At 69.8% G+C, this 22,210-nt stretch carries 21 protein-coding genes; 8 read left to right on the top strand and 13 right to left on the bottom strand.

The genetic code is table 11. The features are described 5' to 3' along the window. Positions 1–227: 227 nt before the first annotated feature. On the top strand, positions 228–1,484 hold the full coding sequence (locus NWFMUON74_RS18640; RefSeq protein WP_187683148.1) for a GGDEF domain-containing protein: 1,257 nt from the start codon (positions 228–230) through the stop codon (positions 1,482–1,484). Between the two features lie 12 nt (positions 1,485–1,496). Here NWFMUON74_RS18640 and NWFMUON74_RS18635 read toward each other — a convergent pair whose 3' ends face one another. Further along, positions 1,497–2,411 carry a helix-turn-helix domain-containing protein gene (locus NWFMUON74_RS18635; RefSeq protein WP_187683147.1) on the bottom strand — a complete coding sequence of 305 codons (915 nt, stop codon included), beginning with the start codon at positions 2,409–2,411 and terminating at the stop codon, positions 1,497–1,499. A 177-nt stretch (positions 2,412–2,588) separates the two neighbouring features. Between NWFMUON74_RS18635 and NWFMUON74_RS18630 the strand changes: the two genes are divergently transcribed. Next, on the top strand, positions 2,589–3,356 hold the full coding sequence (locus NWFMUON74_RS18630) for an SDR family oxidoreductase (RefSeq protein WP_187683146.1): 768 nt from the start codon (positions 2,589–2,591) through the stop codon (positions 3,354–3,356). 159 nt (positions 3,357–3,515) lie between these two features. Here NWFMUON74_RS18630 and NWFMUON74_RS18625 read toward each other — a convergent pair whose 3' ends face one another. Then, complete coding sequence (locus NWFMUON74_RS18625; RefSeq protein WP_187683145.1) at positions 3,516–4,028, bottom strand: GNAT family N-acetyltransferase; 513 nt, start codon at positions 4,026–4,028, stop codon at positions 3,516–3,518. Between the two features lie 490 nt (positions 4,029–4,518). On the opposite strand from NWFMUON74_RS18625, the gene NWFMUON74_RS18620 reads away from it, so the two are divergent. Then, on the top strand, positions 4,519–4,887 hold the full coding sequence (locus NWFMUON74_RS18620) for a VOC family protein (RefSeq protein ID WP_187683144.1): 369 nt from the start codon (positions 4,519–4,521) through the stop codon (positions 4,885–4,887). A gap of 19 nt (positions 4,888–4,906) precedes the next feature. Here the strand turns inward: NWFMUON74_RS18620 and NWFMUON74_RS18615 are convergent, their stop codons facing one another. Genes NWFMUON74_RS18615 through NWFMUON74_RS18600 form a run of 4 tightly spaced genes read right to left on the bottom strand, consistent with a single transcriptional unit; the run spans position 4,907 to position 10,986 of the window. Further along, positions 4,907–5,779, bottom strand: a complete 873-nt coding sequence (locus NWFMUON74_RS18615) for a tetratricopeptide repeat protein (protein ID WP_187683143.1) — start codon at positions 5,777–5,779, stop codon at positions 4,907–4,909. Then, positions 5,776–8,274 (bottom strand): Hsp70 family protein, encoded by a 2,499-nt coding sequence (locus NWFMUON74_RS18610; RefSeq protein ID WP_197986867.1) that lies wholly within the window; start codon positions 8,272–8,274, stop codon positions 5,776–5,778. Before NWFMUON74_RS18610 ends, NWFMUON74_RS18615 begins: the two co-directional genes overlap by 4 nt. After that, positions 8,267–8,791, bottom strand: coding sequence for a hypothetical protein (locus NWFMUON74_RS18605; protein ID WP_187683141.1), 525 nt, complete (start codon positions 8,789–8,791; stop codon positions 8,267–8,269). Before NWFMUON74_RS18605 ends, NWFMUON74_RS18610 begins: the two co-directional genes overlap by 8 nt. Continuing rightward, a complete protein-coding gene (locus NWFMUON74_RS18600) occupies positions 8,788–10,986 on the bottom strand; it encodes a hypothetical protein (RefSeq protein ID WP_187683140.1) in 2,199 nt (732 codons plus the stop codon). Before NWFMUON74_RS18600 ends, NWFMUON74_RS18605 begins: the two co-directional genes overlap by 4 nt. A 96-nt stretch (positions 10,987–11,082) precedes the next feature. On the opposite strand from NWFMUON74_RS18600, the gene NWFMUON74_RS18595 reads away from it, so the two are divergent. Both NWFMUON74_RS18595 and NWFMUON74_RS18590 read left to right on the top strand, forming a co-directional pair. After that, positions 11,083–11,862 (top strand): hypothetical protein, encoded by a 780-nt coding sequence (locus NWFMUON74_RS18595; RefSeq protein WP_187683139.1) that lies wholly within the window; start codon positions 11,083–11,085, stop codon positions 11,860–11,862. A gap of 319 nt (positions 11,863–12,181) precedes the next feature. Further along, positions 12,182–13,054: a glycosyltransferase family 2 protein gene (locus NWFMUON74_RS18590; RefSeq protein WP_187683138.1), complete on the top strand. Its 873-nt coding sequence runs from the start codon at positions 12,182–12,184 to the stop codon at positions 13,052–13,054. Between the two features lie 22 nt (positions 13,055–13,076). Here NWFMUON74_RS18590 and NWFMUON74_RS18585 read toward each other — a convergent pair whose 3' ends face one another. Beyond that, complete coding sequence (locus NWFMUON74_RS18585; RefSeq protein ID WP_187683137.1) at positions 13,077–13,574, bottom strand: flavin reductase family protein; 498 nt, start codon at positions 13,572–13,574, stop codon at positions 13,077–13,079. A 223-nt stretch (positions 13,575–13,797) separates the two neighbouring features. Here NWFMUON74_RS18585 and NWFMUON74_RS18580 point away from each other — a divergent pair, with 223 nt between their 5' ends. Beyond that, positions 13,798–14,775, top strand: coding sequence for an alpha/beta hydrolase (locus NWFMUON74_RS18580; RefSeq protein ID WP_187683136.1), 978 nt, complete (start codon positions 13,798–13,800; stop codon positions 14,773–14,775). 21 nt (positions 14,776–14,796) lie between these two features. Here NWFMUON74_RS18580 and NWFMUON74_RS18575 read toward each other — a convergent pair whose 3' ends face one another. Then, positions 14,797–15,999 (bottom strand): FAD-dependent monooxygenase, encoded by a 1,203-nt coding sequence (locus tag NWFMUON74_RS18575; RefSeq protein WP_197986866.1) that lies wholly within the window; start codon positions 15,997–15,999, stop codon positions 14,797–14,799. A gap of 72 nt (positions 16,000–16,071) precedes the next feature. Between NWFMUON74_RS18575 and NWFMUON74_RS18570 the strand changes: the two genes are divergently transcribed. Continuing rightward, complete coding sequence (locus NWFMUON74_RS18570) at positions 16,072–16,629, top strand: TetR/AcrR family transcriptional regulator (RefSeq protein WP_187683135.1); 558 nt, start codon at positions 16,072–16,074, stop codon at positions 16,627–16,629. 144 nt (positions 16,630–16,773) lie between these two features. Here the strand turns inward: NWFMUON74_RS18570 and NWFMUON74_RS18565 are convergent, their stop codons facing one another. From NWFMUON74_RS18565 to NWFMUON74_RS18550, 4 genes are all read right to left on the bottom strand, one after another. Further along, a complete protein-coding gene (locus NWFMUON74_RS18565) occupies positions 16,774–17,418 on the bottom strand; it encodes a hypothetical protein (protein WP_187683134.1) in 645 nt (214 codons plus the stop codon). Between the two features lie 160 nt (positions 17,419–17,578). Beyond that, positions 17,579–18,268, bottom strand: a complete 690-nt coding sequence (locus NWFMUON74_RS18560; protein ID WP_187683133.1) for a PAS and ANTAR domain-containing protein — start codon at positions 18,266–18,268, stop codon at positions 17,579–17,581. A gap of 43 nt (positions 18,269–18,311) precedes the next feature. Next, on the bottom strand, positions 18,312–19,556 hold the full coding sequence (locus NWFMUON74_RS18555) for a cytochrome P450 (protein ID WP_187683132.1): 1,245 nt from the start codon (positions 19,554–19,556) through the stop codon (positions 18,312–18,314). A 182-nt stretch (positions 19,557–19,738) separates the two neighbouring features. Then, positions 19,739–20,341 carry a dihydrofolate reductase family protein gene (locus NWFMUON74_RS18550; protein ID WP_187683131.1) on the bottom strand — a complete coding sequence of 201 codons (603 nt, stop codon included), beginning with the start codon at positions 20,339–20,341 and terminating at the stop codon, positions 19,739–19,741. A gap of 200 nt (positions 20,342–20,541) precedes the next feature. Between NWFMUON74_RS18550 and NWFMUON74_RS18545 the strand changes: the two genes are divergently transcribed. Then, on the top strand, positions 20,542–21,342 hold the full coding sequence (locus NWFMUON74_RS18545) for an adenylate/guanylate cyclase domain-containing protein (protein ID WP_187689257.1): 801 nt from the start codon (positions 20,542–20,544) through the stop codon (positions 21,340–21,342). Here the strand turns inward: NWFMUON74_RS18545 and NWFMUON74_RS18540 are convergent. Next, positions 21,339–22,097 (bottom strand): MerR family transcriptional regulator, encoded by a 759-nt coding sequence (locus NWFMUON74_RS18540; RefSeq protein ID WP_197986865.1) that lies wholly within the window; start codon positions 22,095–22,097, stop codon positions 21,339–21,341. The genes NWFMUON74_RS18545 and NWFMUON74_RS18540 overlap by 4 nt on opposite strands. Positions 22,098–22,210 lie beyond the last annotated feature (113 nt).

Genomic DNA, 22,210 nt, shown 5'->3' with positions numbered 1-22,210 from the left:
CCGCGAACTCATCGCTCCCGCGTGTGATCAGCCGCGGAGTCGTGCGGGGCCCCGGAGGCATCGGTGAATTCGCCTCCGGGATGGAACGTTTCGATCCCCTCGATCGCGACCGACCTCGGCGCCCGTTCACCGAAGTTCCGCCGGGCGCGCCACCAGCGTTTATCGTGTGTGTCTGCACGAGCCCGTCTATGGCCCTTCTGGCGGGGATGAGGAGCGGGATATCAGCGGTGGACGAACAGCGACGTTCGGAATGGGTTGCCCAGTGGCACGACGCCCTGGGCGTTGTCGGAGCGGCCGCGCGGCCGCAGCTGCCGATGGTGTTGGGCCGCTTGGTCGACGAGTTCGCCGAGGCGGTGGACGCCGACCCGTTCGACAGCTCCGCCGGTGCCGGTGTGGGCCGCGCTCTGGCCCGGGCGCTGCCGTGGGATCCCGCGGTTCCCGTGCTGTCCGCACCTCTGCTCGCGCGGCTCGCCGCCGCAACCGGTCGTCGCGACGCGGCTGCGCGGGCCGCGGGTGTCCTCGCCGCGCTGGCGCAGGGATACCAGCAGGCGCGAGCGGCAGCGCCGCCGGACAGCGCCGGTGCCACGGAGGCGGATCGGGCGGCCGCCGACCGGTTCCGGGTCGTGTTCGACAACACCGCGGTCGCCATCGGCATCGCCGACACCCGCGGTGTGCTGATCGACGCCAACCAGTGTCTGGCGGCCATGCTCGGTGCGCCGGTCGAGACGCTGCGGGGGATGCCGGTGGATCAATTCGCGCATCCGGCCGATCTCGCCGACATCCATGCGCGTGTGTTCGGTGAGCTCGTCGCGGCGCGAAAAGGATCGGTGCGGATCGAGGGCCGGGGCCTCGCGCCCGCCGGGGACACGCGATGGGCCGCGTTCACGGTCACCTACGTGCCCGGCGGTGACGGGCAGGACGACTATCTGCTGGCTGTCGGCGAGGACATCACCGAGCGCCGCCTGCTGCAGGACGAACTGCGCTGGCAGGCCCGCCACGACCCGCTCACCGGCCTGCCCAACCGGCGGCAACTGCTCGAACTGCTGCACGCGGCCGCGGATTCGGCGACCGACAACGCTTGCGCGGGACTGTGTTTCGCCGACCTCGACGACTTCAAACAGGTCAACGACACCTACGGTCATCGGGTCGGCGACGAGGTACTGCGCGCGGTCGGCGCCCGGCTCCGCCGACACCTGCGCCGTCACGACTGCACCCTGGCCCGGCTCGGCGGTGACGAGTTCGTGGTCTTCCTGCCGCCGCCGGTCGATGACGACCGGCTCGCGGCCACCGCCGCCACCCTGCGGTCCGCGCTCGCCGTCCCGGTCGTCATCGACGACCACCGGATCGTCCTGTCCCTCAGCGTCGGCGCCGTGCTCGCGCCGGTGGCGCACACCGCGGCCGACGCGTTCCTCGACGCCGCGGACCGACGGCTCTACCTCGCCAAGACCCGGCGCCGGCACCGCCTGCAACACGCACCGAACTGATCCGCCGCGCGATCAGGGTTGCCGGACGCCCGGCCGCTCGGCTCGCGACCGGTGTTCCGGATCGGGGCCGTCGGCCGGCCGCTGCGAGCCGGTCCAGGTGGCGAGCAGCTCGAGCGCGGTCTCCGACGGCGAGCCTGCTTCGGCGGTGTAGATGCACAGGGTCTGGTCGGGATCGCCCGGCAGGGAGACGCTTTCGTAGTCGATGGTGAGATCGCCGACGAGGGGATGGTGGTAGCGCTTCGTGCCGTGACTACGCTCGCGGACGTTGTGGTCCGCCCACCAGCGCCGGAACTCCGGGCTCTTGACCGCGAGTTCGCCGACGAGTTCGGTGAGCAGTGGGTCGTCGGGGTGGCGGCCGGCGTCCAGGCGCAGGACCGCGACGTTGTCCCGGGCGACCTCCTCCCAATCGACGTAGAGCTCGCGGGCGGAATCGTCGAGGAAGGTGTAGCGCAACATGTTTCGGTCCCGAGGCGGAAGCGCCTCGAAGTCGGTCAGCAACGCCCGGGCGAGACGGTTGGTTGCGAGAATGTCCATGCGGCGGCCGAAGACGAAGGCGGGCGTCACGTCGTCGAGCGTCTCGAGGATGCGGCGGACTCCCGGGCGGACGCGCTGTACTCGCGCCGGAGTGCGGCGCCGGGCACGCCGCGGATTCGCCCGGGCGATCTGAAACAGATAAGACCGCTCGACCTCGTCCAGGCGCAGGGCGCGGGCAACGGCGTCGAGGACATCGTCGGAGACGTTCAGATTGCGGCCCTGCTCGAGGCGGCTGTAGTAGTCCACACTCACCCCGGCCAGCCGGGCCACTTCCTCGCGGCGCAATCCCGGCACCCGGCGCACGCCGCCCGTTCCGCCGACCTGGACGTCTTCGACGTTCAGGCGCGCACGGCGGGTGCGCAAGAACTCCTTCAGCTCGGCGTTGTGCTCCATGGATCCAGTGTGACCGGACCGTCGGCACCTGTCGCCGCCGAAGGTCGGTCTGCTGGAACCAGGTTCGCCGGACCTAGGTCGATCAGGGCGCGATTCGGCCGTCCGCGGGCGGTGTTTCGGCGGTTGTCTGTCATACGCGGCGCAACCGCCGCGGACGACACGAAGGAGAGACCACCGATGACTACCCAGAAGACCCTCGCCGGCCGCGTCGCCGTCGTGACGGGTGCCTCCAGCGGCATCGGCGCGGCCACCGCCGAACGGCTGGCCGCCGCCGGGGCCCGGGTTGCCGTGCTCGCACGCCGGGCCGGTCGACTCGAACAGCTGGTCGCGCGGATCGAGCGGTCCGGCGGGACGGCGCTGGCCCTGGCCGTCGACGTGACCGACGCGCAAGTTGTGCGAAACGCCGCCGAGCGAGTCGCCGCCGAACTCGGCACCGCCGACCTGCTGTTCAACAATGCCGGTGTCATGCTGCCCGCACCTGTCGAGGAACTGCCGGTCGAGCAGTGGCAGCGGCAGATCGATCTGAACGTGACCGGCCTGATGAATACCATCGGCGCGTTCGTCCCGCAGTTGATCGCCGCGGCCGCGGACAAGGGCGTGGCCGACCTGATCAACACGTCCTCGATCGCCGCGCAGAACATCTTCCCGAACTTCGCGGTGTACTCGGGCACCAAGGCCTACGTGACGCACCTGTCACGGACCCTGCGCGCCGAACTCGGAGCCAAGGATGTCCGAGTCGCCGCGATCGAACCGGGCATCGTCGGCACGGAGTTGCAGGGCCACGTCACCGACCCCGGCGCCCAGGACTGGCTCGAAGCTTCGAAACAATCGATGACCTGGCTCCACCCGGAGGATATCGCCGCCGCCGTCGAATTCCTGGCCGCCCAGCCCGCACGCGTGAACCTGCAGCAGGTCACCATCATGCCGACCCGCCAGCCGTCGTGAGCCCACGGGGATCGGCACGGTGAACGAGCGGGATGGCCGGTCGCCCTCGGATCGGGATCGGCGAATTCGTCGGAGTTAGGGGCCGGAGTCCTGGGCTCGCCGGCATGTCTGCGGGCGAGCCCAGGACGACGGGACAGCGCAGCGAAGGGTCTCGGCTCGTCAGATGCCGAAAGGTGCTGCGTAACGGACGGTTCCGCTGGGTAGCTGTCCGGAGTTCAGGCTCAACGCCATCAATGCGTCCTCCGGGACATCGATACTCAGGCGAATGCCGTACCGGGAGGCACGGGTGAAGCCGAATCGCGGGTAGTAGCTCGGATGCCCGAGCACGATCACGAAATTCTCACCCGCTCGCGCGGCGGCCGCGAGCGCGGCGCGGATCGCGGCGGAACCCGCCCCGGTCCGCTGGTACTCGGGCAGGACCGCGCACGGTCCCAGGCACAGCGCCGGGGTGTCGTCGACGTGACAGCGAGTCAGCAGTGCGTATCCGACCGGCTCGCCGTCCGGTCCCGCGCTGACGATGGACAAGCCGTCCATCCACGCCGGATCGGCGCGCAGAGCTTCGACGAGATCGGCCTCCTCCGCGGTATCGAATGCGCCGAGGTTGATCTTGCGGATCGCCGGAATGTCGGCGATGGTCTCGGCACGAGTGATCCAGTTGATATGAGTGCTCAAAGCGTTTCATCTCCGTGTGGAAAGGTGAGTCGCACGGCTGTGGCGTTGGCATGTCCACGAGCGAAAGCGCCTGCGGCGGACGGACGCACGCAGCCGAGCGGTCGCCGGGTGCGTCTGCCACGGGCACACGCCACGATCGGCGAGGGGATTCGATCAGACCGGAGCCCCGGACATGAGGATGATCGGGGCGCTGCGCAACGCAGCGGTCTTCACCACAATCATCGACTCACCTCTGCTGTCTCGCGCCACGTCGAACTCGATCACGCGACGCTAACACCGAGACGGCCACGCCCGCCAGCGATATATCACCGGCCGCCGCCAGCGCCGATCCGTCGGCTGGACGATACGGGGCCGGGCCCGTCTCGGCGCGCTTCTCCGGCGGTCTCGGCGTACACGCCGGTCACAGGGCTGGTGTCGCGTTTTTGCAATCCGGTGCGGCGGCGGTGGTCGCAGACTGTCGACGGTAATTTCGTTGCGGAGAGGAAGACCCATGGCAGTTGCTACGTTGAAGATGCTCACTCTCGACAGCTCCGACGCACGGCGGGACGCGGAGTTCTGGGCGGCGGCGCTCGGTTGGGAGATCGCCCACGCCCAGGACGAGTACGCCATGCTCACCGGTCCGGATCACGCGCTCGGGTTCGGCACCGTCCCGGATTATCAGGCGCCCGCCTGGCCGAACGAGCACGGCACCAAGCAGTTTCACCTGGATCTGGCGGTCGACGACCTCGAGATGGCCAGTAAGCAACTGGTCGAACTGGGCGCTACAGTGCCGGAGTTCCAGCCGGGCGACAGCTGGCGGGTGCTGCTCGATCCGAGCGGCCACCCGTTCTGCCTCACTCTCGCTGCCAACTGGGGCTAGGTGCTGCGGACGTATCCCGTCACGATTCCGGCCGCAGCTGCACGGTGACGGTGCGGTTGCGCGCGGGCTCGGGATGCGGGGCGTCGCGCTGGTCGGCGCAGGCGAGGGTGAACGCGGTGAAGGGGCGTCCGCTGCCCGCGGCGAGGTAGGCCGCGGCGACGGCGGCGCGTTGCCATCCGACGGTGGAGCCGCCGGTCTGCGGGCCGCCCGCGACGGCGACCGTGTGCCCGACCACCGTGGCCGACACCGGCAATGCCGCTGTGCGCGCACCGATTTCGGTGAGCAGATCCGCCGCGGCGGTGGTGATCTCGGTCCCGGACTCGAAGGCTCCGGCGTCGAGGACGACCTCGACCCGGTCGGCGCGGCGGGCGGCCGTCGCGCCGGGCACGGAGGCCGCCGCGGCGATCGCGTCGAGATCGCGGTCCACGTCGTCGGTGATCGGAGCGTCCGATTGCCGTTGCGGCGCGGGAGTTCTCGATTCCGGTGCGACGGACACCGCGCGGACATCCGACCGCGTCTCGGCCAGAAACCACCCGCCGGCCGCGGTGACCACCGCGACCGCCACGACCCCGGCGATGACCGGGTGTGGTCGCAGCCGCGGTCGGATCGGCGTGCGGCCCTGATCGATTCGGGCGATGACCGCGCGACCGATGTGCGCGGGCTCGTACTCGGGCGCCGCAGCCAGGACGCGGGCCCAGCACCGGTCGGCCGCCGCGAGGTCGCCGTTCTGGGCGTGGACGCGGGCCCGCAGGTCGAGCACGGCAACGTCACCCGCGGCGTCGCCGAGATCGTCGAGCAGTCGTGCGGCAGCGTCGAGACGCCCCGCGCGGGCGGCATCGGCGGCTCGGGCGACCGCCAGCCGCCGGGCCACGGTGGCATCGGCCGACGTCATTCGACAATTCCGATCGAACTGGTGCGGATGTCCGCGGGCAACAGCGCGCGCAGGCGATGGTTCACCGAGATCAGGGCCCGCATGTCCCCGCGATCCGCGGCCCGCCCGCCCTCGCGCAGCAGTGGCCCGGCGGCGGGCGTCGCCTGGAGCTGGCTCTGCAGCGCGTGAAACACCAGCAGGGGGAATTCGGGTCGGCGGCGCAGCAGGTCGATATGCAGTTCCGTGGCGCGGTCGAGCTGGCGGCGCAGGGCGACCGGATCGTGTGCCCGTACGGCCTCGTCGGCCCGCGCCCGCAGTTCGGCACAGCTGCGGCGATCCTCGGCGTCGCCCGTCTGGTCGACCAGCGTCGAGATCTCGGCGAGGGTGGATTCCAGGTCGCGGACGAGTTCGGGGACCGCGAGGGCGTCGGTGATGTCGTCGAGGGCGGCGTGCAGATCCCGGAGCCGGTCCTCGGCGGCGACCGCGGCGGCGGGATCGGCCGCGGCGGCATCGACCTTCTCGCGCGCGGAGGCGACCGTGTCCTCCTCGTCGATCCGGCCGCGCACCCGGGCGGCCCGCGCCGGCATCCGGGAGTGGTCGGGCAGCAGCGACAGTCGCTGTTCGGCCTCGCGGAGTTGGGCGGCCAGATCCCGGTGCGTGGGCGGGGCGAGGGCGGTGAGATCGATGACCGCCTCGGTCTGGATGTCGGCGCCCGGCAGGTCGGCCACCGCGGTGACCATGCCCGACGTGTCGACTTCGAAGGTGACGTCCACGTCGCTGCCGGCGGGCAGGTCGACGTGGATGTCGGCGGACCTGATCTCGAGCATTCCCACCCGCCGGTTGCGTTCGCCCCGGCTGCGCTCGCCCTCGGCGATCGGGATGCGCAAGACGCTGTCGAGGTCCGCACGCCGCAGGGCGTCGGAGGTCTTGAACTGCTTGTGCACGGTGGCGGGCAGCGTCGCGCCCTTGCGCAACAGCACCGTGAACCCCTCGTCGGCGCGTTGCACACCCAGCGAATCGGCGAGCCGGACGCCGCCGAGCTCGGGACCGGCCCGATGGGTCAGCGTGAAGGTGTCCGGTTCGAGCGCGCAGGGCGTGCCGGCGGCGTCGGTGAGTTCGACCCGGAACCGCGAGGTCCGGTGGGCATCGAGGTCGACCATCGTGCTGAAGGCGCCGTTGCCGTTGAGCGGGATGCGCGCCGACCGGAACGGCACCGCCGATTCCGGATTGCTCAGTGTCACCGAATAATCGGGCCAGCCGCCCGCCGCCGTGCCCCGCACCCGCCCGGCGACCACGGCGGTGGTGGTGGTCACCGACGGTTCGTGGGTCAGCTCGAGCGCGAAGCCGTTCGCGCGCGCCGTGTGCGCTGCCCGGCGGGGACGGCGGACGGTGGCGGCGAACAGGGCGGCGCCCCGCGCCACCACGGTGGTCGGGTCGGCGCTGAAGTCGAGTGCGATGCCGAGCCCGTGCCGCGGGTCGGCCAGCCGCTCCCGCAGCCCGGGAGCCAGCGTGGTGCCGCCGACCAGCAACACCCGGTCGATCCGTCCCGCGGTGAGGGCGGCCTCGGAGATCGCGGTGCGCGCGAGATTGATCGCGCGAGTGTAGAAGGGCTCGGCGAGCGCGTCGAGTTCCTCGCGGCGCACGGTGAGCTCGAGCATCTCCTCGCGGCCGTCGAGGCGGCCGTCGACATTGAGCTCGGCCAGCAGATCGGTCGAATCGTGCTGGGAGAGGTCGATTTTCGCCTGCTCGGCGAGGGCCTTCAGGCTGCCGAAGACGCCGCTGAAGCGGCGATTGCCGCGGTCGAAATCATCGAACCCGAACTGCCGCGCCACGGCCGGGGCGAGGACGTGCTCGACCAGCGCCCAGTCGATGTCCTTGCCGCCCAGGCTCCGGTCGCCGGCGTGGGTCAGAACCCGCAGTTCGTCGTCGCCGCGATCCACCACCGCGGCGTCGAAGGTGCCGCCGCCGAAGTCGAAGACCAGCCAGTACCCGCGGCCGGTGCCCTCGTGCAGGGCGTAGGCGAACGCGGCGGCCGTCGGTTCCTGGATCAGCGGGCAGTCCCGGCCCAGGCCGGCGAGTTCGGCCGCGTGCAGGGTGGCGTTGCGCTGGTTGAGCGCGAACGCCGCCGGGACCGTGATCACCGCGACATCGGGCGCCTCGCCCCGCGCGCGAGCGACGTTCTGGCGCAAGGTTTTCAGGATCTCCGCCGACAGCTGCTGCGGTGTCAGCGAGATGCCTGCCTTGGTGAAGTGCCAGGCGGCGCCGTCGTAACCCATCATCTGTTTGAATTCCGATGCCGTGTTCCGCGGGTCGGATTCGGCGCGTTTGCGCGCTCGGTCGCCGACGTACACCAGATCGCGGCGCGGAATCCACACCGCCGACGGGGTGATCTCGACGTTCTCGTTGTTCTTGACCACGGCCGCGTCACCGTCCGCGGCGACCGCGACGGCGCTGTTGGTGGTGCCGAGGTCGATCCCCACGTCGATGGTGTCGCTGTTCGGTGCGGGCTCACTCACGGTTTCCTCCATCGTGCTCGGCCGCGCCGGAACCGTCCTCGGCCGGGCAGCCGACGATCACCTGCCCGGTTTGGATGCGCCGGTCGCGGAAATAGACTGTGGGACGGACGGTTTGGATCACTGTTTCGGCCGTGAGCGCCGGATCGTCCTGGAACGCGAGCACGTCCAGGGAACGGCCGGGGTGGAACGCGTCGCCGTCGTGATCGTGGACGACCAGTCCGGCGCCGGTCAGTGCCTGCCGGGTGCGGTCCAGATAGCGGCGCGCCTGCCGAGCGCGGGCGGCGGGATCCCCGCTGTCGGACCGCAGTTTGCGTTCTGCCCGCCACAGGCTGGTCGCGGCCTCGGCGAGGGCGTGCTCGTCGAGCGGTGGGGGCGAATCGGAATTATCGTCGGCGCAGGGGAATTCGGACAGCAGCTGCTGTAGTTGCCGACGGCCGCGCTCGTCCCAGTCCGGTGGCGCGATGCGGAAGGCGCGGTGGTACCTCCGCTGGCGCAATTCCCGTCCGATTCTGCTCATCGCACGCCTCCGTCGAACTTCCGCCCGTCGATGCGTTGTGCCAGGCAGGTGGCGTACTTGCGCGTGCCGGACAGGTTCCACCAGTCGCCCGCGGGCGCGACGACTTGCAATCGGAAATCCTTCGGCAGCGCCGCGAGGCGCAGGCACGCCGATTTCGCCGTTTCCTGCGTCGCGGCGTCTCCGGGCCACGGCGTGCCCGGCTCGTACAGCACCGGGTAGCCGACCACCTCGGCCCAGTGCGGGACCTCGCAATCCACCATCGTGACGTCCTTCACCGAGGCGGTGAATTCTCGTTCCTCGGCGACGCAGCTGCCCACCGGTGGATTCGTGGCGATCGCGTCGGTGTACAGGCTCATCCGCAGCGAAGGAGGTAGCTGCCGCTCCGGATCCACCAGCGGCCCACCGGAAATCGGCGCGCCGTCGCGGCGGTGCACCACGCAGGTCGCGTAGTTCTCGAACCGCGTGTCGCCGGTGTTCCACACCCGCGCGTCCGGGTCGATGCGGGAACTCTCGAAGATCGCGGGGGACAGGCCCTGGCTCGACAATTGCAGCCCGCACCGGAATCGCGCCAGGGCGACCACTTGGTCGTCGCCCGGGTACGGTGACGGCGACGGCGCCAGCCGCGGATAGCCGAGTATCTCGCCCCAGTGCGGACGGTCGCAGTCGGTGAGGCGCACCGTGGTGGTCGCCGACCAGTCCGACTCCTGCCCGATGCACCGGCCCACCGGGGCATTGGCAGACACCCGCGCCGCCCACACCATGGCCGTCTCCTGCGCGCTCGCGGTCTGCCACACCGCCAGCCCCACCACACCGAGCATGAACAGCGCGCCCGCGGCCACCGTGACCAGCGTGCGGCGCGTCCCCATCGCCGCGAAGGACAGTAGATACAGGTTCGCGCGACTGCGCGCGAGAGTCGCGGCGAGCGTGGCGATTACGGTCCGCCGCTGCCGGGCGCGCCGTTCCCGCCGCCGCTGCCGTTCCTGTTCGATCTCCTGCCACTGCCGCCGTTCCCGCTCTCGTCGCTCGGCGCGCCGCCGCTCGTCGTGCCGTCGCCGTTCGGCACGCTCGCGCGCCGCGCTCAGGACGGTGCGGTTCGCCGAGATCGCGGTCGTGGTCTCGGCGTCGACCGCCAGTTCCAGGGCGCTCAGCAGCCAGCCATCCGCCCGGTCGAGCTGCGCCTCGTCCGCCCGGTCGGCCACCGCCAGGGCGCAGTTGTTCAACACGACGGCCGTCTGATCACACAGGGTGCTCGTGCGGCGGAACCGCTGCGCGGGCAGCACGGATCGCAAGCGCCGCAGATCCGGCAGCAGCTGCTCGGCACATGTTGCCGCGCCGACGAATTCGTTGTTCCGCAGCAGGTCGAACGCCTCGTCGAGCATCGTGTCGAGCCGCCCGCACAGCGGCTCGGCCGCCTGCTCGAGTAGATCGTCCACGACCGGCTCGGGCACCGGCCACTTCCGGGCGATACCGATCGGCCGGGCCGGGTCCGGAAGCGACATCGCCAATTCGACAAGGGGTTTCACCAGGGTTGCCGGGACCGCGCCGCGGATCGCCTCGACCGTCGAGAGATCCAGCGCGCGGTCGTTCAGGGAACCGACGCGATGCCGGAGATGGTCCCAGAAATCGGTGCGCCGCAACGTCAGCCGCCAGTGCCGCCCCGCGCGCGCCCACAATTCGGCCACTCGCGCCGCGGGTGCGTCCGGGTCGTCCTCCGCGTCCAGCGCGGCGCTGTGCGCGCGCACCGCGGCATCGTGATCGTGGTGCACTCGCGGGGCACAGCCGCAGCGTGCGACCGAACGACCCCACAGCCAGAACACCTCGTCGGCGAGCCGCCGCCGCGGATCGCCCAGCAGCACATCGAACGCCATGCGCACCTGTGATTCGGTGACCGCCCGGCCGTGTCCGAGGTCGATATCGGCTCCGGCGGCGACGGCCGCGACCACCAGCTGCCGCCGCTGCCGCACCGTCGCCCGGTCGGCGTCGGTCGCGATCCCGGTCACGCGGAAAGCGTTGTGCCGATACAGATCCCGCCCGGAGACCTCCCGCAATCGGGCCACCGCCGCATCCACACCGCTCTCCTCGCCCGGACTCGCACCTGCCTGCGCCAACCGATAGGCGACGGTAAGCGCGCACGCCCGGGACCGGTCCCGGAGCGCCGTGCCGCGGTAGTAGTGCCCGGTGGCCGGAGCGTCCATTGACCGGGACGAGTGTGCGGCCTATTCTCATCTTTCATCGGTACCAGTCCGTACCAGTGACGTGCGGATGCGTCGACGGCCGGGGAGATATTCGCTATGGGCTCAGCACAATTCATCGGCGCCGCGCCCGTACTGCCCGGCACCGAGACGATGGGGCGGCTCGCTCGCACCGCGGTATCGCGGTGGGGAGCGCGGACCGTTCATCGCCTCGTGTACGCGGTGGCCTGGGCTATTGCCTTCTCGCTCAGCGTGATCGGGCTCGTAGTCATCGTCGTCCGGATGCCGCGGGGCACCGAGCCGGGCGAGGTGGGGGAGTTCTTCGACGACTACAACCCGCTGTTGCGTGCCGCGGCCTTCGTCGCCGCCTGCGCCATGGTGTACGTGGTGTGGTTCTCGGCCGTCCTCACCAGTCGCCTGGTCGAGGCCGACACCAGCCCGCGCCGGTATCTGAGCCGGCTGCTGTGGACCACCGAGACCATCTTCTACGCCGTATTCGCCGTCATGGTCGGGCTTTTCGCGGCCTTGCCGCTGCTCAGTGACGAGGTCTCCGACGAGGTGCTCGCCGCGCTGCATGTGGCGGTGCTGGTGACGGCCGCGCCGCTGGGCCTGCTCGGCGTGCCCTACCTGTGGGCGATGTACGCGATCGCCAAGGGCGCCGGGCTGTTTCCGGGCTGGCTGACCGCCACCGTGCTGGTGTGCCTGGTGCTGAATCTGTCGCTGGCCACCGGATTCTTCGTGCTGACCGGACCGTTCAACGCGGTGGACGGCGTGATCTGCATGGGCGGCAACCTCATCGCGTTCTTCGTCCTGCCCGCCGTGGTGAACGCCTGGATGATCAACGAGTGGATCGACGAGAAGGCAGCGGACTCCGCATAGAATTCGGGGCGGTACAGTGCGGAAGTCGCTGTCGAATTTGCGGGTAATACGCGCCGTGTCGAGCAACTCGGTGAATTCGTCTCGGCCTGTCGCCCGCATACCGCCCTGCTCTGGGTACATCATCCACCGTAGAAACCGACCTGACGTCAGATTCAAGCCCTGAGCATTTCTCCTCCAGCTCCAACCCGATCTCTGGTGCACGACGGTCGGGGGCACTTCGCGTATTGTCCACCTACTACCGACGGGCTACCGATGCGACCGGTGCCCTGCGGCGGAATAGTCGATTCGCCGCGTTCCACGTGGGAGAGGAAGTGTCAGAATGGCAATGCCCGCTGTATCGGTTGTGATTCCTACCTATATCGACACCGGCACGGGTGTGAATTTTCTCGACATTCAGCTGGGTGCGCTCGGGCGGCAGGATTATGGCGAGCGTTTCGAGGTGATTGTCGCCGATAACGGATCGCCGGTCGCGTTGTCGGAACATCTTGCGGGCCATCCGCTGCGAGAGCGGCTCGGTCTGCGGTATCTCCACGCTGCGGAGAAACGTGGGGCCGCGTTCGCCCGCAATCGAGGTGCCGAGGTGGCGAGCGGCGAGATCCTGCTGTTCTGTGATCACGACGACCGGGTATATCCCGACTGGATCAGCAGGCTGGTGGAGTTCCTCGAAACCGGATACGACCTGGTGAGTTGCGCGGTCGAGGGCCGCTCGCTCAATCCGGGCGGCCCCCGCGTCGCGGCGGATATACCCGAGCCCGACGCCTTCCAGCCCGTGGGCGTGCTCGCTCCGGTGGTTGTCGGAGCCAGTATGGCGTGCCGTGCCGCCGTCTATCGGAAGGTGGGTGGTCTCGATGTCACCTATCCGGCGAACGAGGATGTCGAATTCGGATTCCGGGTGCACCGGGCGGGCTATCGCGTGGGTTACCTGGCCGCCGCGCTCGTCGCCTACCGCTATCGGCACGGCTTCCGGCCCGCGCTGCGGCAGGGATACCCGCGTGGGCTGGGGCTGGCGCGCCTGCATGCCGATTTCCCCGGTTACGGTCTGCCCGAGATCCGGCTACCGGTCGTACTGAAGGAACTGTGGAGTGTGACGCTGGCTCGCGGTGTCGCCGCCGAGGAACGCGGGCTGCTGCTGGGTCTGCTGGCTGGTCAATTGCGCGGCGGGTTGCGTCACCGGACGCTTCGCATGCGTTGAGCGGAATGCCACTGCCGACCGGTCAGGCGTCGTGACCGGGCTCGATATCGGGCATGGTGGTGAAGCGCAGCGGCTCGACCGTGGTCTGCCGCTCGGGGCCGAATTCCGGTGCGAGGACGAAACCCGTGTGGTCGCCGCCGGTGAACCGGTCGACGATCGGGCCCGCGAACCAGGCCGAGGTCTCCCGCAGGATGGGCAGGCCGTGCGGGCCCTCGTCCCACTCGCAGCGCGCGAATTTGTCGACGTCGTCACCGGATTCGCCGCCGAACAGGCGCGCCAGCCCGGTCTGCTGCCGCTCGACCAGGTGGACCGCCAGATGTGTCGCGCGCTCGGCGATGCGGTGGGTGTGGTTGGCCTGCGAGACGCAGACCAGGAACCGCCGCGGGTCGATGCTGATCTGCGTGGCGAATCCGACCAGGCAGCCCGCGACGTGCTCGCCGGCACGCGCGGTGACGACGAACATCGGATAGTCGGCATTCGCGACGAACCTGTCGAAACCGCGCTCAGCGTTGGTAGGCATTTTCCCCTCTCGGATAACCGTCCGCAATCACCCGTCAGCGTAGTGCGGTGCCGTGCCGATTCGGCCGCACCCGGTGGCACCGGCGCGCTACCTACCGGCCACCGATGCCGCCGGAAACTCGATGCCTTCCCGGTCCTGGTGGGCACGCCCGGCGTATTTATGCTGGGCAACTGTCGAATTCGGGATGTCGGCAGTAGCGCAACAAAAGCGAGGAGGTAGGCGGATGACGCGATCCGCGGGCCGACGGCCGTGGCTGCGGAACACCGGAATCATCGCGGTCACGGTGCTGCTGATGTCGTGGATCGGCGCGGCGGCGGCCGTGGCCACGCCGGTGCACGCGCCGGTGCGGCAGACACCGGCGGGCGGGTTCCAGGAGTTGTCGGTGCCCTCCAGCATGGGGCCCATCAAGGTCCAGGTGCAGTGGGCGGCGCGCGGCGGGAGTGCGGCCCTGTACGTGCTCGACGGCCTGCGTGCCCCGGCCGATCACAATCAGTGGACGACCGATACCGACGCGCTGCGCCAATTCGCGGGCGACAATGTCACATTGGTGTTCCCGGTCGGTGGCCGCTCGAGCTTCTACACCGACTGGCACCAGCCGAGCAGCACGAATCGCCAGGCGACGACATACCGGTGGGAGACCTTCCTCACCGCCGAATTGCCCGCATTCCTGTCTCGATACGGCGTCTCGCGCACCAACAATGCCATTGTCGGCGCGTCCATGGGCGGTAACGCCGCCCTGACGCTGGCCGCTCACCACCGCGACCAGTTCAGGTTCGCCGGATCCTTCTCCGGGTTCGTGCACCCGACCTTCCCGCTGTGGAACGAGGCGATGCGCGCGGCCATGTGGGACGAGGGCAACTACAATGTCGACGACATGTGGGGCCCCGCGACAGATCCCGCCTGGCGTCGCAACGACGCCACCGAACAGGCCGAATCGCTGCGCGGGCTCCCGATGTACGTCTGGGCCGGGAACGGCGTGCCGGGTCCGCCGGATCTGCCGAACGGCGTCGGCAACACGGTGAACGCCATGGCCCTGGACGCGTTGACGATGGTGGCGGCGCAGATGTTCCGAGATCGCTTGTCGGCGTTGGGCATCAGCGCACGCGTCGATATCGGCAACGGCACCCACACCTGGGCGTACTGGCAGGAGGCGCTGGCGACGGCGCGTCCGATGATCCTCGACGCCCTCGCCGCGCACTGACCCGCGGTCGCCGGACCTGTCCTAGGAGTAGTCCTTGGCGACGATGGTGCGGGCGATCTTCTGCGGTGCACCGCCGATGAGGCCGCGCCACGGCAGGTAGGGGAGGAGGCGCACGTTGAGGTTGCGGAAGCGGATCATGGCTTTGCTCGCGGGTGCGTACCAGGCGCCGGTGCGCTCGGCGAACTTCTGGCAGGCGTCGACCATGGGCCGCATCTGCCGCTCGTAGGCGGGCAGGGCGGCGGTGTGATCGCCTGCGGCGGTGGCCAATTCACCGGCCAGGGTGTAGGCGCCGACCAATGCCAGGTCGGCACCCTGCCCGGACAGCGGGGACGCGCAGCACCCGGCGTCACCGACGAGCGCGACCCGGCCGTGATGCCAGCTGTCCAGGTGGATCCGGGTCATCGCGTCGAAGTAGAAGTCCGGCGCGGTGTCGAGGTGGGCGAGTAGTCGCGGCACCTGCCACCCCTGACCGGCGAACGCGTCGGCGACGATCTGCTTCTGCTGTTCGACATCGTGGTGGTCGAAGTCGATCGGATCCGAGGCCCACGCGAAAATCGCTGTGGCCTCGGTGTTTTCGCGTGCGCTGTAGGCACCGGCGATGGCGCCGGGTGTGTTGTAGTCCATCTCCCAGTGGTCGAGGCCGAGGAAATTCGGGATCGTGTAGGTGCTGATGTAGTAGCCCATGTGCCGGGCGAATTGTGCCTCGGGCCCGAAAGCCAGTGCGCGCGTGTGTGAATGGGCTCCGTCCGCGCCGATGACCAGATCGAAGGTGCGCGGCGGCGCGTGGTCGAAACTCACCCGCACCCCGTCGGCGTCCTGTTCCAACGCGGCGACGGAGTCACCGAAGCGGTATTCGACGTCGTCGCGGGTGGCCTCATAGAGCACCCGGGCGAGGTCGCCGCGCTGAATCTCGCTGTCCCCGTTCGCCCCCACGCCGTTGAAGGTCTCGCTCGAGATGACCGCGCGCGCCCGGCCGCTTGCGTCGACGTAGGAGGTGCCGCGTTTGCCGGTGCTCAGTTCGTGCACGCGGTCGAGCAGGCCCATGCGGCGCACCACCTCCGTGGCGGTGCCGAGCACGTCGATGGCCTGGCCGCCGTCGCGCAGCACCGGGGCCTTCTCCACGACCGTCGGGGTGAACCCGTAGCGCCGTAACCAGAAGGCCAGGGCCGGCCCGGCGATGCTGGCGCCGGAGATCAGGACATCGCGGTTGCTCATCTGCTGCATGAGCAGAACCTACAGCCGATTTGGGCAAATGCGCAAGACAATCGTCTAAGGCGTTTGCGCTATGCTGCTGGCATGGGAAATCGCGAGGATCTGCTGGCCGGCGCCCGGCGGTGCCTGTTCGAGAAGGGCTATGCGCGCACCACGGTTCGCGACATAGCCACCACCGCCGGGGTGAGCATGGCGGCCATCGGCTATCACTTCGGGACCAAGGAGGCCTTGCTCACCGCGGCGCTGGCCGAGGCGACCCAGGAATGGGGCGCGGATCTGGAGCAGGCGCTGGCCCGGGTGCCCGACGACGCGGCCGATCCGTGGCTGCGGTTCGCCGACCGCTGGGACGCGGTGCTGGCCACGATCGCCGCACACCGCGGTGTGTGGTCGGCCACCTTCGACGCCTTGGCCCACCCCGAGGCGCGCGCGGAACTCGCGGGCAGTCTCGCCGAGGCTCGCGCCGGGCTGGCGCGGGTGTTCGACGGCGCCGATGAGGACGATGCGGCGTCGCCTGGCGCCGGAACCCTGTATCAAGCGCTGCTCACCGGAATCGCGGCGCAATATCTCATCGACCCCGATCGTGCCCCAACCGGCCGTGAACTCGCCGAAAGCCTGCGACGGCTCACCGCTGTCCCGCGGTGAGCTCGCCGCGCCGATCACCGCCGGGGCGGCTTGCACCGATCACCGCCGGGGCGGCTTGCACCGATCACCGCCGGGGCGGCTTGCGCCGATTACCGCCGGGGCGGCGGGGTTTCACCGTCCCGGCGGTTCGGTCGCACCGACGCCTCAGGCCGGACCACCGTGCAGGCGCGGTCCGCGATGCAGACCGGGTCCGCTGGTGCGCGGGGTGTCCCGGGTGACGGTGGCGCCCTCGGTCACGCCGGGTGTGGCGGTCACCGGGCGGGTCTCCGCGGTGCCGACCTCACGCCGCGCGAAGGCGAGATCGCGGACGCTGCGGACCGACAGGCGGCCCAGTGAGGTCGCGGCGAAGAACAGGATCAACGCGCCCAGCCCCGAGAAGAAGGTCAGCTGGATCAGCGCCTGTTTCCAATCGGATCCGGCCAACGGGGCGCCCACCTCGCCGAGGTGGAACGGGCCTGCCAGCGCGGGCCCGATCACGAACCACGCACCGGCCGCCGCGGCCAGCCACGCACCCGTGATCGCCACGGCACGATTGCCGCTCGACAGCATGAGCAAGCCGCCGATCGCCGCCACCACGCCCGGCAGCACCTGCAGCCAGCCGCGCGCGGCCGACCACACCCACGGCTCGTCCGGGGTGTAACCGAAATCGAAATAGGGCCCGATGAACGGAATGAACGCGCCCCAGATACCCAGCAGCAGTACGGCCAGCCCGCCCAGCGCGCCGCGACTGCGTGGAATACGAAGCCGACCGCCGCCTCCGGTGGCCGTCCTCTCGTCGACGTCTGTCATGACGCCTCCAATCATCGACAGTAATGGCGTTCTCGCATTACCCGTAATGGTCGGAGCTACGCGGCGCGACCGGATCGAATACCGTGGCCGACGGTGGCGAGTCAGGCGTCGCCCGAGCCTTTGGAGTTGCTCCGCGAGGGCACCGGGGAGCGAGGCGGCGCTAGTCGTCCGGCGGTGTGTGGCCGACGCCGTTGTGCGCCGTCAACAGGACGTGATCGAGGCGGGACCGTAGCTTGATGTCCTCGTCGGCCATGCCGGGCAGGCCCGCGACGATGCGGCCGGCGATCGCACGGAGTTTGGTGTTGGTCTCCTGCGAGCGCCACCGCAGCACCGCGAACGCCTGGTCGGCGTTGATGCCGTAGCCGAGCATGAGTGCGCCTTTGGCCTGTTCGATGACCGCGCGGGCGTCGACCAGTTGCGGCAGGACGTCGTCGAGTACCTCTTTGCGGTACTCGGCCGCGGCGACCGACAGATCGATGTAGTAGCCCTGGGTGCCGATCACCGCGCCGCTCTCATTGGTCATCGGCTCGGACACCACGAGGACCTCCCGGGTTCGCCCGGCGGCATCGATGATGCGGTGGCGACTCGAGAACGCGCCGCCGTCCTCGACAGAGGTGATCAATGCCTCGAGCCGATCGCGGTCCTCGGGGTGCTTGTGCGAGAGCAGCAGCGCGGTGGTCGGCTCGGTGTCCGGCGGGTGGCCGTGCATCCGCGCCACTTCCGGGGACCACTCCCACCGGCGCGAACCGAACCAATAGCGGAATCGGCCCACGGCCAGCGGATCGCCGACCCCGACGACACGTTCGACGAGGTCCATCTCGGCCCGCGACACCTCGTCGCGCTCTGTCATGCGCTCATAATGCCCGATAGCGGCCACCGGCGCTCCCGAGCACTCACCCGACGAGGGTCACGTCGGCGCCGCTGAACAGCAGATCGTCCGGCCGGGTAGCCGGTGATCGGGGCTGCGGCGCGAGGCGGCACTCGGGCGCGACGAGCCGCCATTCTCGCAGGAAGACCTCGATCGCCAGCTGAGCCAGCGACTTGCCCGGGCAGACATGCCTGCCGAAACCGAAGGTCAGCGGCAGTTTGCCGGGTGCGTGCAGATCCAGCGGAGCGCCGAATGCCCGCGGATCGCGGTTGGCGGCGGCGAACATCACCAGTACCGGCCCGGCGGGCAGCGTGGTGCCGCTGCGCAGCGTCACGGGCCAGGTCACGTCGCGTTTCCACGCCACCAGCCCGGGGTCGAGGGCGAGCACCTTGGTGGCGACGCGCCCGGCGTCCGGTCCGGCCAGCAGATTCCACCAGTGCCGGTCGGGATCGCTCAGCAGCCGTTGCAGACCTTGCTGAATGGTCCCGCTCACGGTGTGCACGCCGGCGGCGAGCGAGTTCGCCATGGCGGAGACGGCGACGCGGTGCGGAATCCCCGCCGCGGCCAGCCGCTGGGCGAAACCCGCGGTGCGCTGTCGGCGCGCGGCGGCCACGGTGTCGCCGCTCACCGTGAACAACCGCCCGAGCGCGCCGACCGCGTCGGCCAGTTCGCGGCCCCGCAGCCGACGGCCGAGCAGACCGGACTGCGCACCACTCCATTCCGCCACCGACGGCCACTGCGTCGCGGGCAGGCCCACCGCCGCGCCGACGACCCGGGCGGCGTAGGCGATCGACAGCGCCGTCGCGTCGATCGTCGTCCCGCGCCGCGGCGCGCGCCCCTCCAGGGTCGCGTGGAAATGCGCGGTGAGTTCGGCCGCGCGCTGTTCGCGCAGGCCCGCGGGAATCGTGAAGTGGCCGTCCGGCCCGGCCATGCTGTCCCACACGCGCTTGTGCAGGACGTCGTCGGTGCAATCCGCGGTCGCCTTGGCGGGCAAGGGAATCAGATGCCGGCACAGGTGGCCGACGGCGCGCGGATTGGCGGCGATACGCGGATAACCGACCAGCGGTTGCAGCGAGTTCGCGTTCGAGATACCGGATTCGCTCGCCTCCAGCAGTTCCCGGGCGTCGTCGTAGCGCCAGACCATGCGCAGTCCGCTGTGATGCGGATAGCTACTGTCGGGCCATGCGTGCAGCTGCGCATATCGCGCGTCGCGCTCCTCGAACGACAGTTGATTCGAAGTCACCTCGGCGAAGGGGAAATTGGTCGCCACCAGCTCTCATTTCTACTCACCGTCGCTCGGCGCGGCGCCGTGTTCGTCCTGCGTGCGTGACCGTCGCACATTCGCCGCGCGGTCGCCAGTCGAACGGGTGAGATGGCCGCATGAGAGGGTCCGAACGCGTGGCCGACCGGGGGCCGTGGACGGCCAACGCGTTCACGCTCACGTTGTCGGACTCAGGCGGCGGTGTCGGCGGTCTCCGGAGCACCCTCGAGGCGTCGGAAGCGCAGCAGCGTCACACCTGCGGGGAAGGACCTCGGCGGTTCGGTCAGTTCGAAGCGGGCGGCGGGCGCGCCCTCGGGGAACAGTCGCTTGCCCTGGCCGATCACGACTGGACACATCCACAGGTTGACCCGGTCCACCAGATGTTCGCGGAACAGCGTCTGCAGCAGATCGGCGCTGCCCCACGTGTGGATCTGCTCGTGCCGCCGCCGCAGGTCGCGCACCTCTTCGGCGGCGTTCGTGAGCTGAAAGCTGGTGTCCCAGGACAGTTCCGGCGTGCCGCGAGACGCGACGTACTTGGGTACCCGGTCGAATGCCCGGCCGATCTCGTCGGGCTGGCCCGGCCAGTATCGGCGGAAGATGTCGTAGGTGGTGCGGCCGAGCAGCAGCGCGTCGGATGCCTGCACGTCCGCGTTGATCTGTGCTTCGGATTCCGGATCCCAGAACGGGCGTTCCCATCCGGAGTACCGGAAGCCCTTGTCCTCCTCGGTCGGACCGCCGTTCGCCTGGATCACCCCGTCGAGCGTGATGTTCATATTGACGTGCAGCTCACCCATTGTGTCAACTCCTCGGAACTTCTCGACCAGCGGCGGGGCCTCAGTCTGCCCGCCCGGCAAGAAGGCCGATACCGGCGAGATCGCCAGTCATGCCTGTCACGCTCCGCGGGCCGACTCCGGATTCCGGCATCATGCTCGGCGCGCGGCTCGACGGTCACCTGGCCGAGACGTGGCCGCCCCGGCCCGGTTATGGTCTGCCCATGCCCACGGTGATCGTGATCCTGCTGGTGGTGGTCGCCGCCGCCGAGGCTGTCGCGCTGGTCGTGGTCGGCGTGCTGCTGTCGCGCGCGAATCGCCGGCTGCGGTCGCGGCGCCGTCGGCCCGACGCGAGCCGGATCCTGCTCTCGCGTGGGCGGCTGGCGGTGAAGACCGTGTGGGAAACCGCGAACCTGGTGCGGGAGAAGGGGTTTCGTGGCGCGGTGCTCAGTTCGGTCGAGGAACTCGCCGCCTGGGCCCGGGTGGAGCGACCCGACCTGGCGAAGCTCACCCCCGACGGCAACGTCGTGATCGTATTCTCCGATATCGAGGGCTCCACCGCGCTGAACGAGCAGCTCGGCGATCGCGCCTGGGTCAAACTGCTCGACCGGCACGATCGGCTGGTTCGAGACCTGGTCGGCACGCATCGCGGTCATATCGTGAAGAGTCAGGGCGACGGCTTCATGATCGCCTTCGCCGAACCGGAGCACGCGGTCCGGTGCAGCCTCGACGTCCAGGTCGCGCTGGCAGGGGCCGATTCGCCGCGCCGGCCGACTGTGCTGGTGCGGATCGGTATCCACATGGGACCGTCGGTGCGGCGCGGCGACGACCTCTACGGCCGCAATGTCGCGATGGCGGCCCGCGTGGCCGCGCAGGCCGGTGGCGGTGAGGTGCTGGTGAGCGAGGCCGTGCGGGACTCGATCTGCGCGGAGCCGGACATCGCCCTCGGTCCCGAGCGCGAGGTGGAACTCAAGGGATTCGAGGGCACCTTCCGCCTCTACCCGGCCGAACGCGCGCAGAGCTAGCGGCCCGCAGGATCCGTTCCGGTCGCTCGACTGAGTTGCTCGGACACGTCGGGCAGGTCGGCATGGATGCGGCGGTCCATGGCGCGCGCGAGTAGTTCGTCGGCGACCTGATGCACGACCGGGCGCAGGTCGGCGAGCGATGTCGCCAGCTGCCGTAACTGCTCGGGCGACGGGTGTTCGAGGACCCGGCCGACCACGTGCGTGCGGAATTCCCGGACGAACGCGAAAGCCATCCGATCGAAGGCGCCTTCCAGTTCCCAGCTCAGCGCCAGCACCGTCCGCAGCGGAATGCCCGCGGCGACAAAGCCGGTCGCGCCTTCGAGCAGGCGCGCGCTGGAGAACACGAAGCCCTCGTCCTCGATGCGCAGATAACCCAGCTCGACCGCCTCGGCGATCGTCTCCGGCGTCACCTGCTCACCGAATCGGGCGAACATCTGCTCGAGGTCGACGGTGACCTCCTCGTCGCCCCACGCCACCGAGGCCGCCTTCTCGAAACCCAGCAGCTCCGAGACACCACCGCCTTGTTCGGCGCTGGCCAGCAGATCCGCGATGCCGTCGAGGCTGTGGCCGCGTGCGAGCAGATCCGCGATCAGGGTCAGCCGCTCGAGATGGGTGTCGTTGTAGAGGGCATGGCGGCCGTGCCGCCGGGGCGGGGGGAGCAGGCCGCGCTCCTGGTAGTAGCGCACCGTGCGCACTCCCACCCCCGCCGCCGTCGCCAGCTCGGACACCCGGTACTCCGCAGCGGGTCCCGTCATCGCCATACCTCTCCCGCTTGCCGGTCTCGAGCTGATTTTCTCGAGCGTAGCTCAATGATTCCAGTAGATGGTGGCTAAAAGGTGACCGGGGTCCTGGTCACTAGCGGAAGAAC

Origin of the sequence: Nocardia wallacei (assembly GCF_014466955.1) — a bacterium.
Classification (GTDB): Bacteria; Actinomycetota; Actinomycetes; order Mycobacteriales; family Mycobacteriaceae; genus Nocardia; species Nocardia wallacei.
This window is presented reverse-complemented; position numbering and strand designations above follow the sequence as displayed.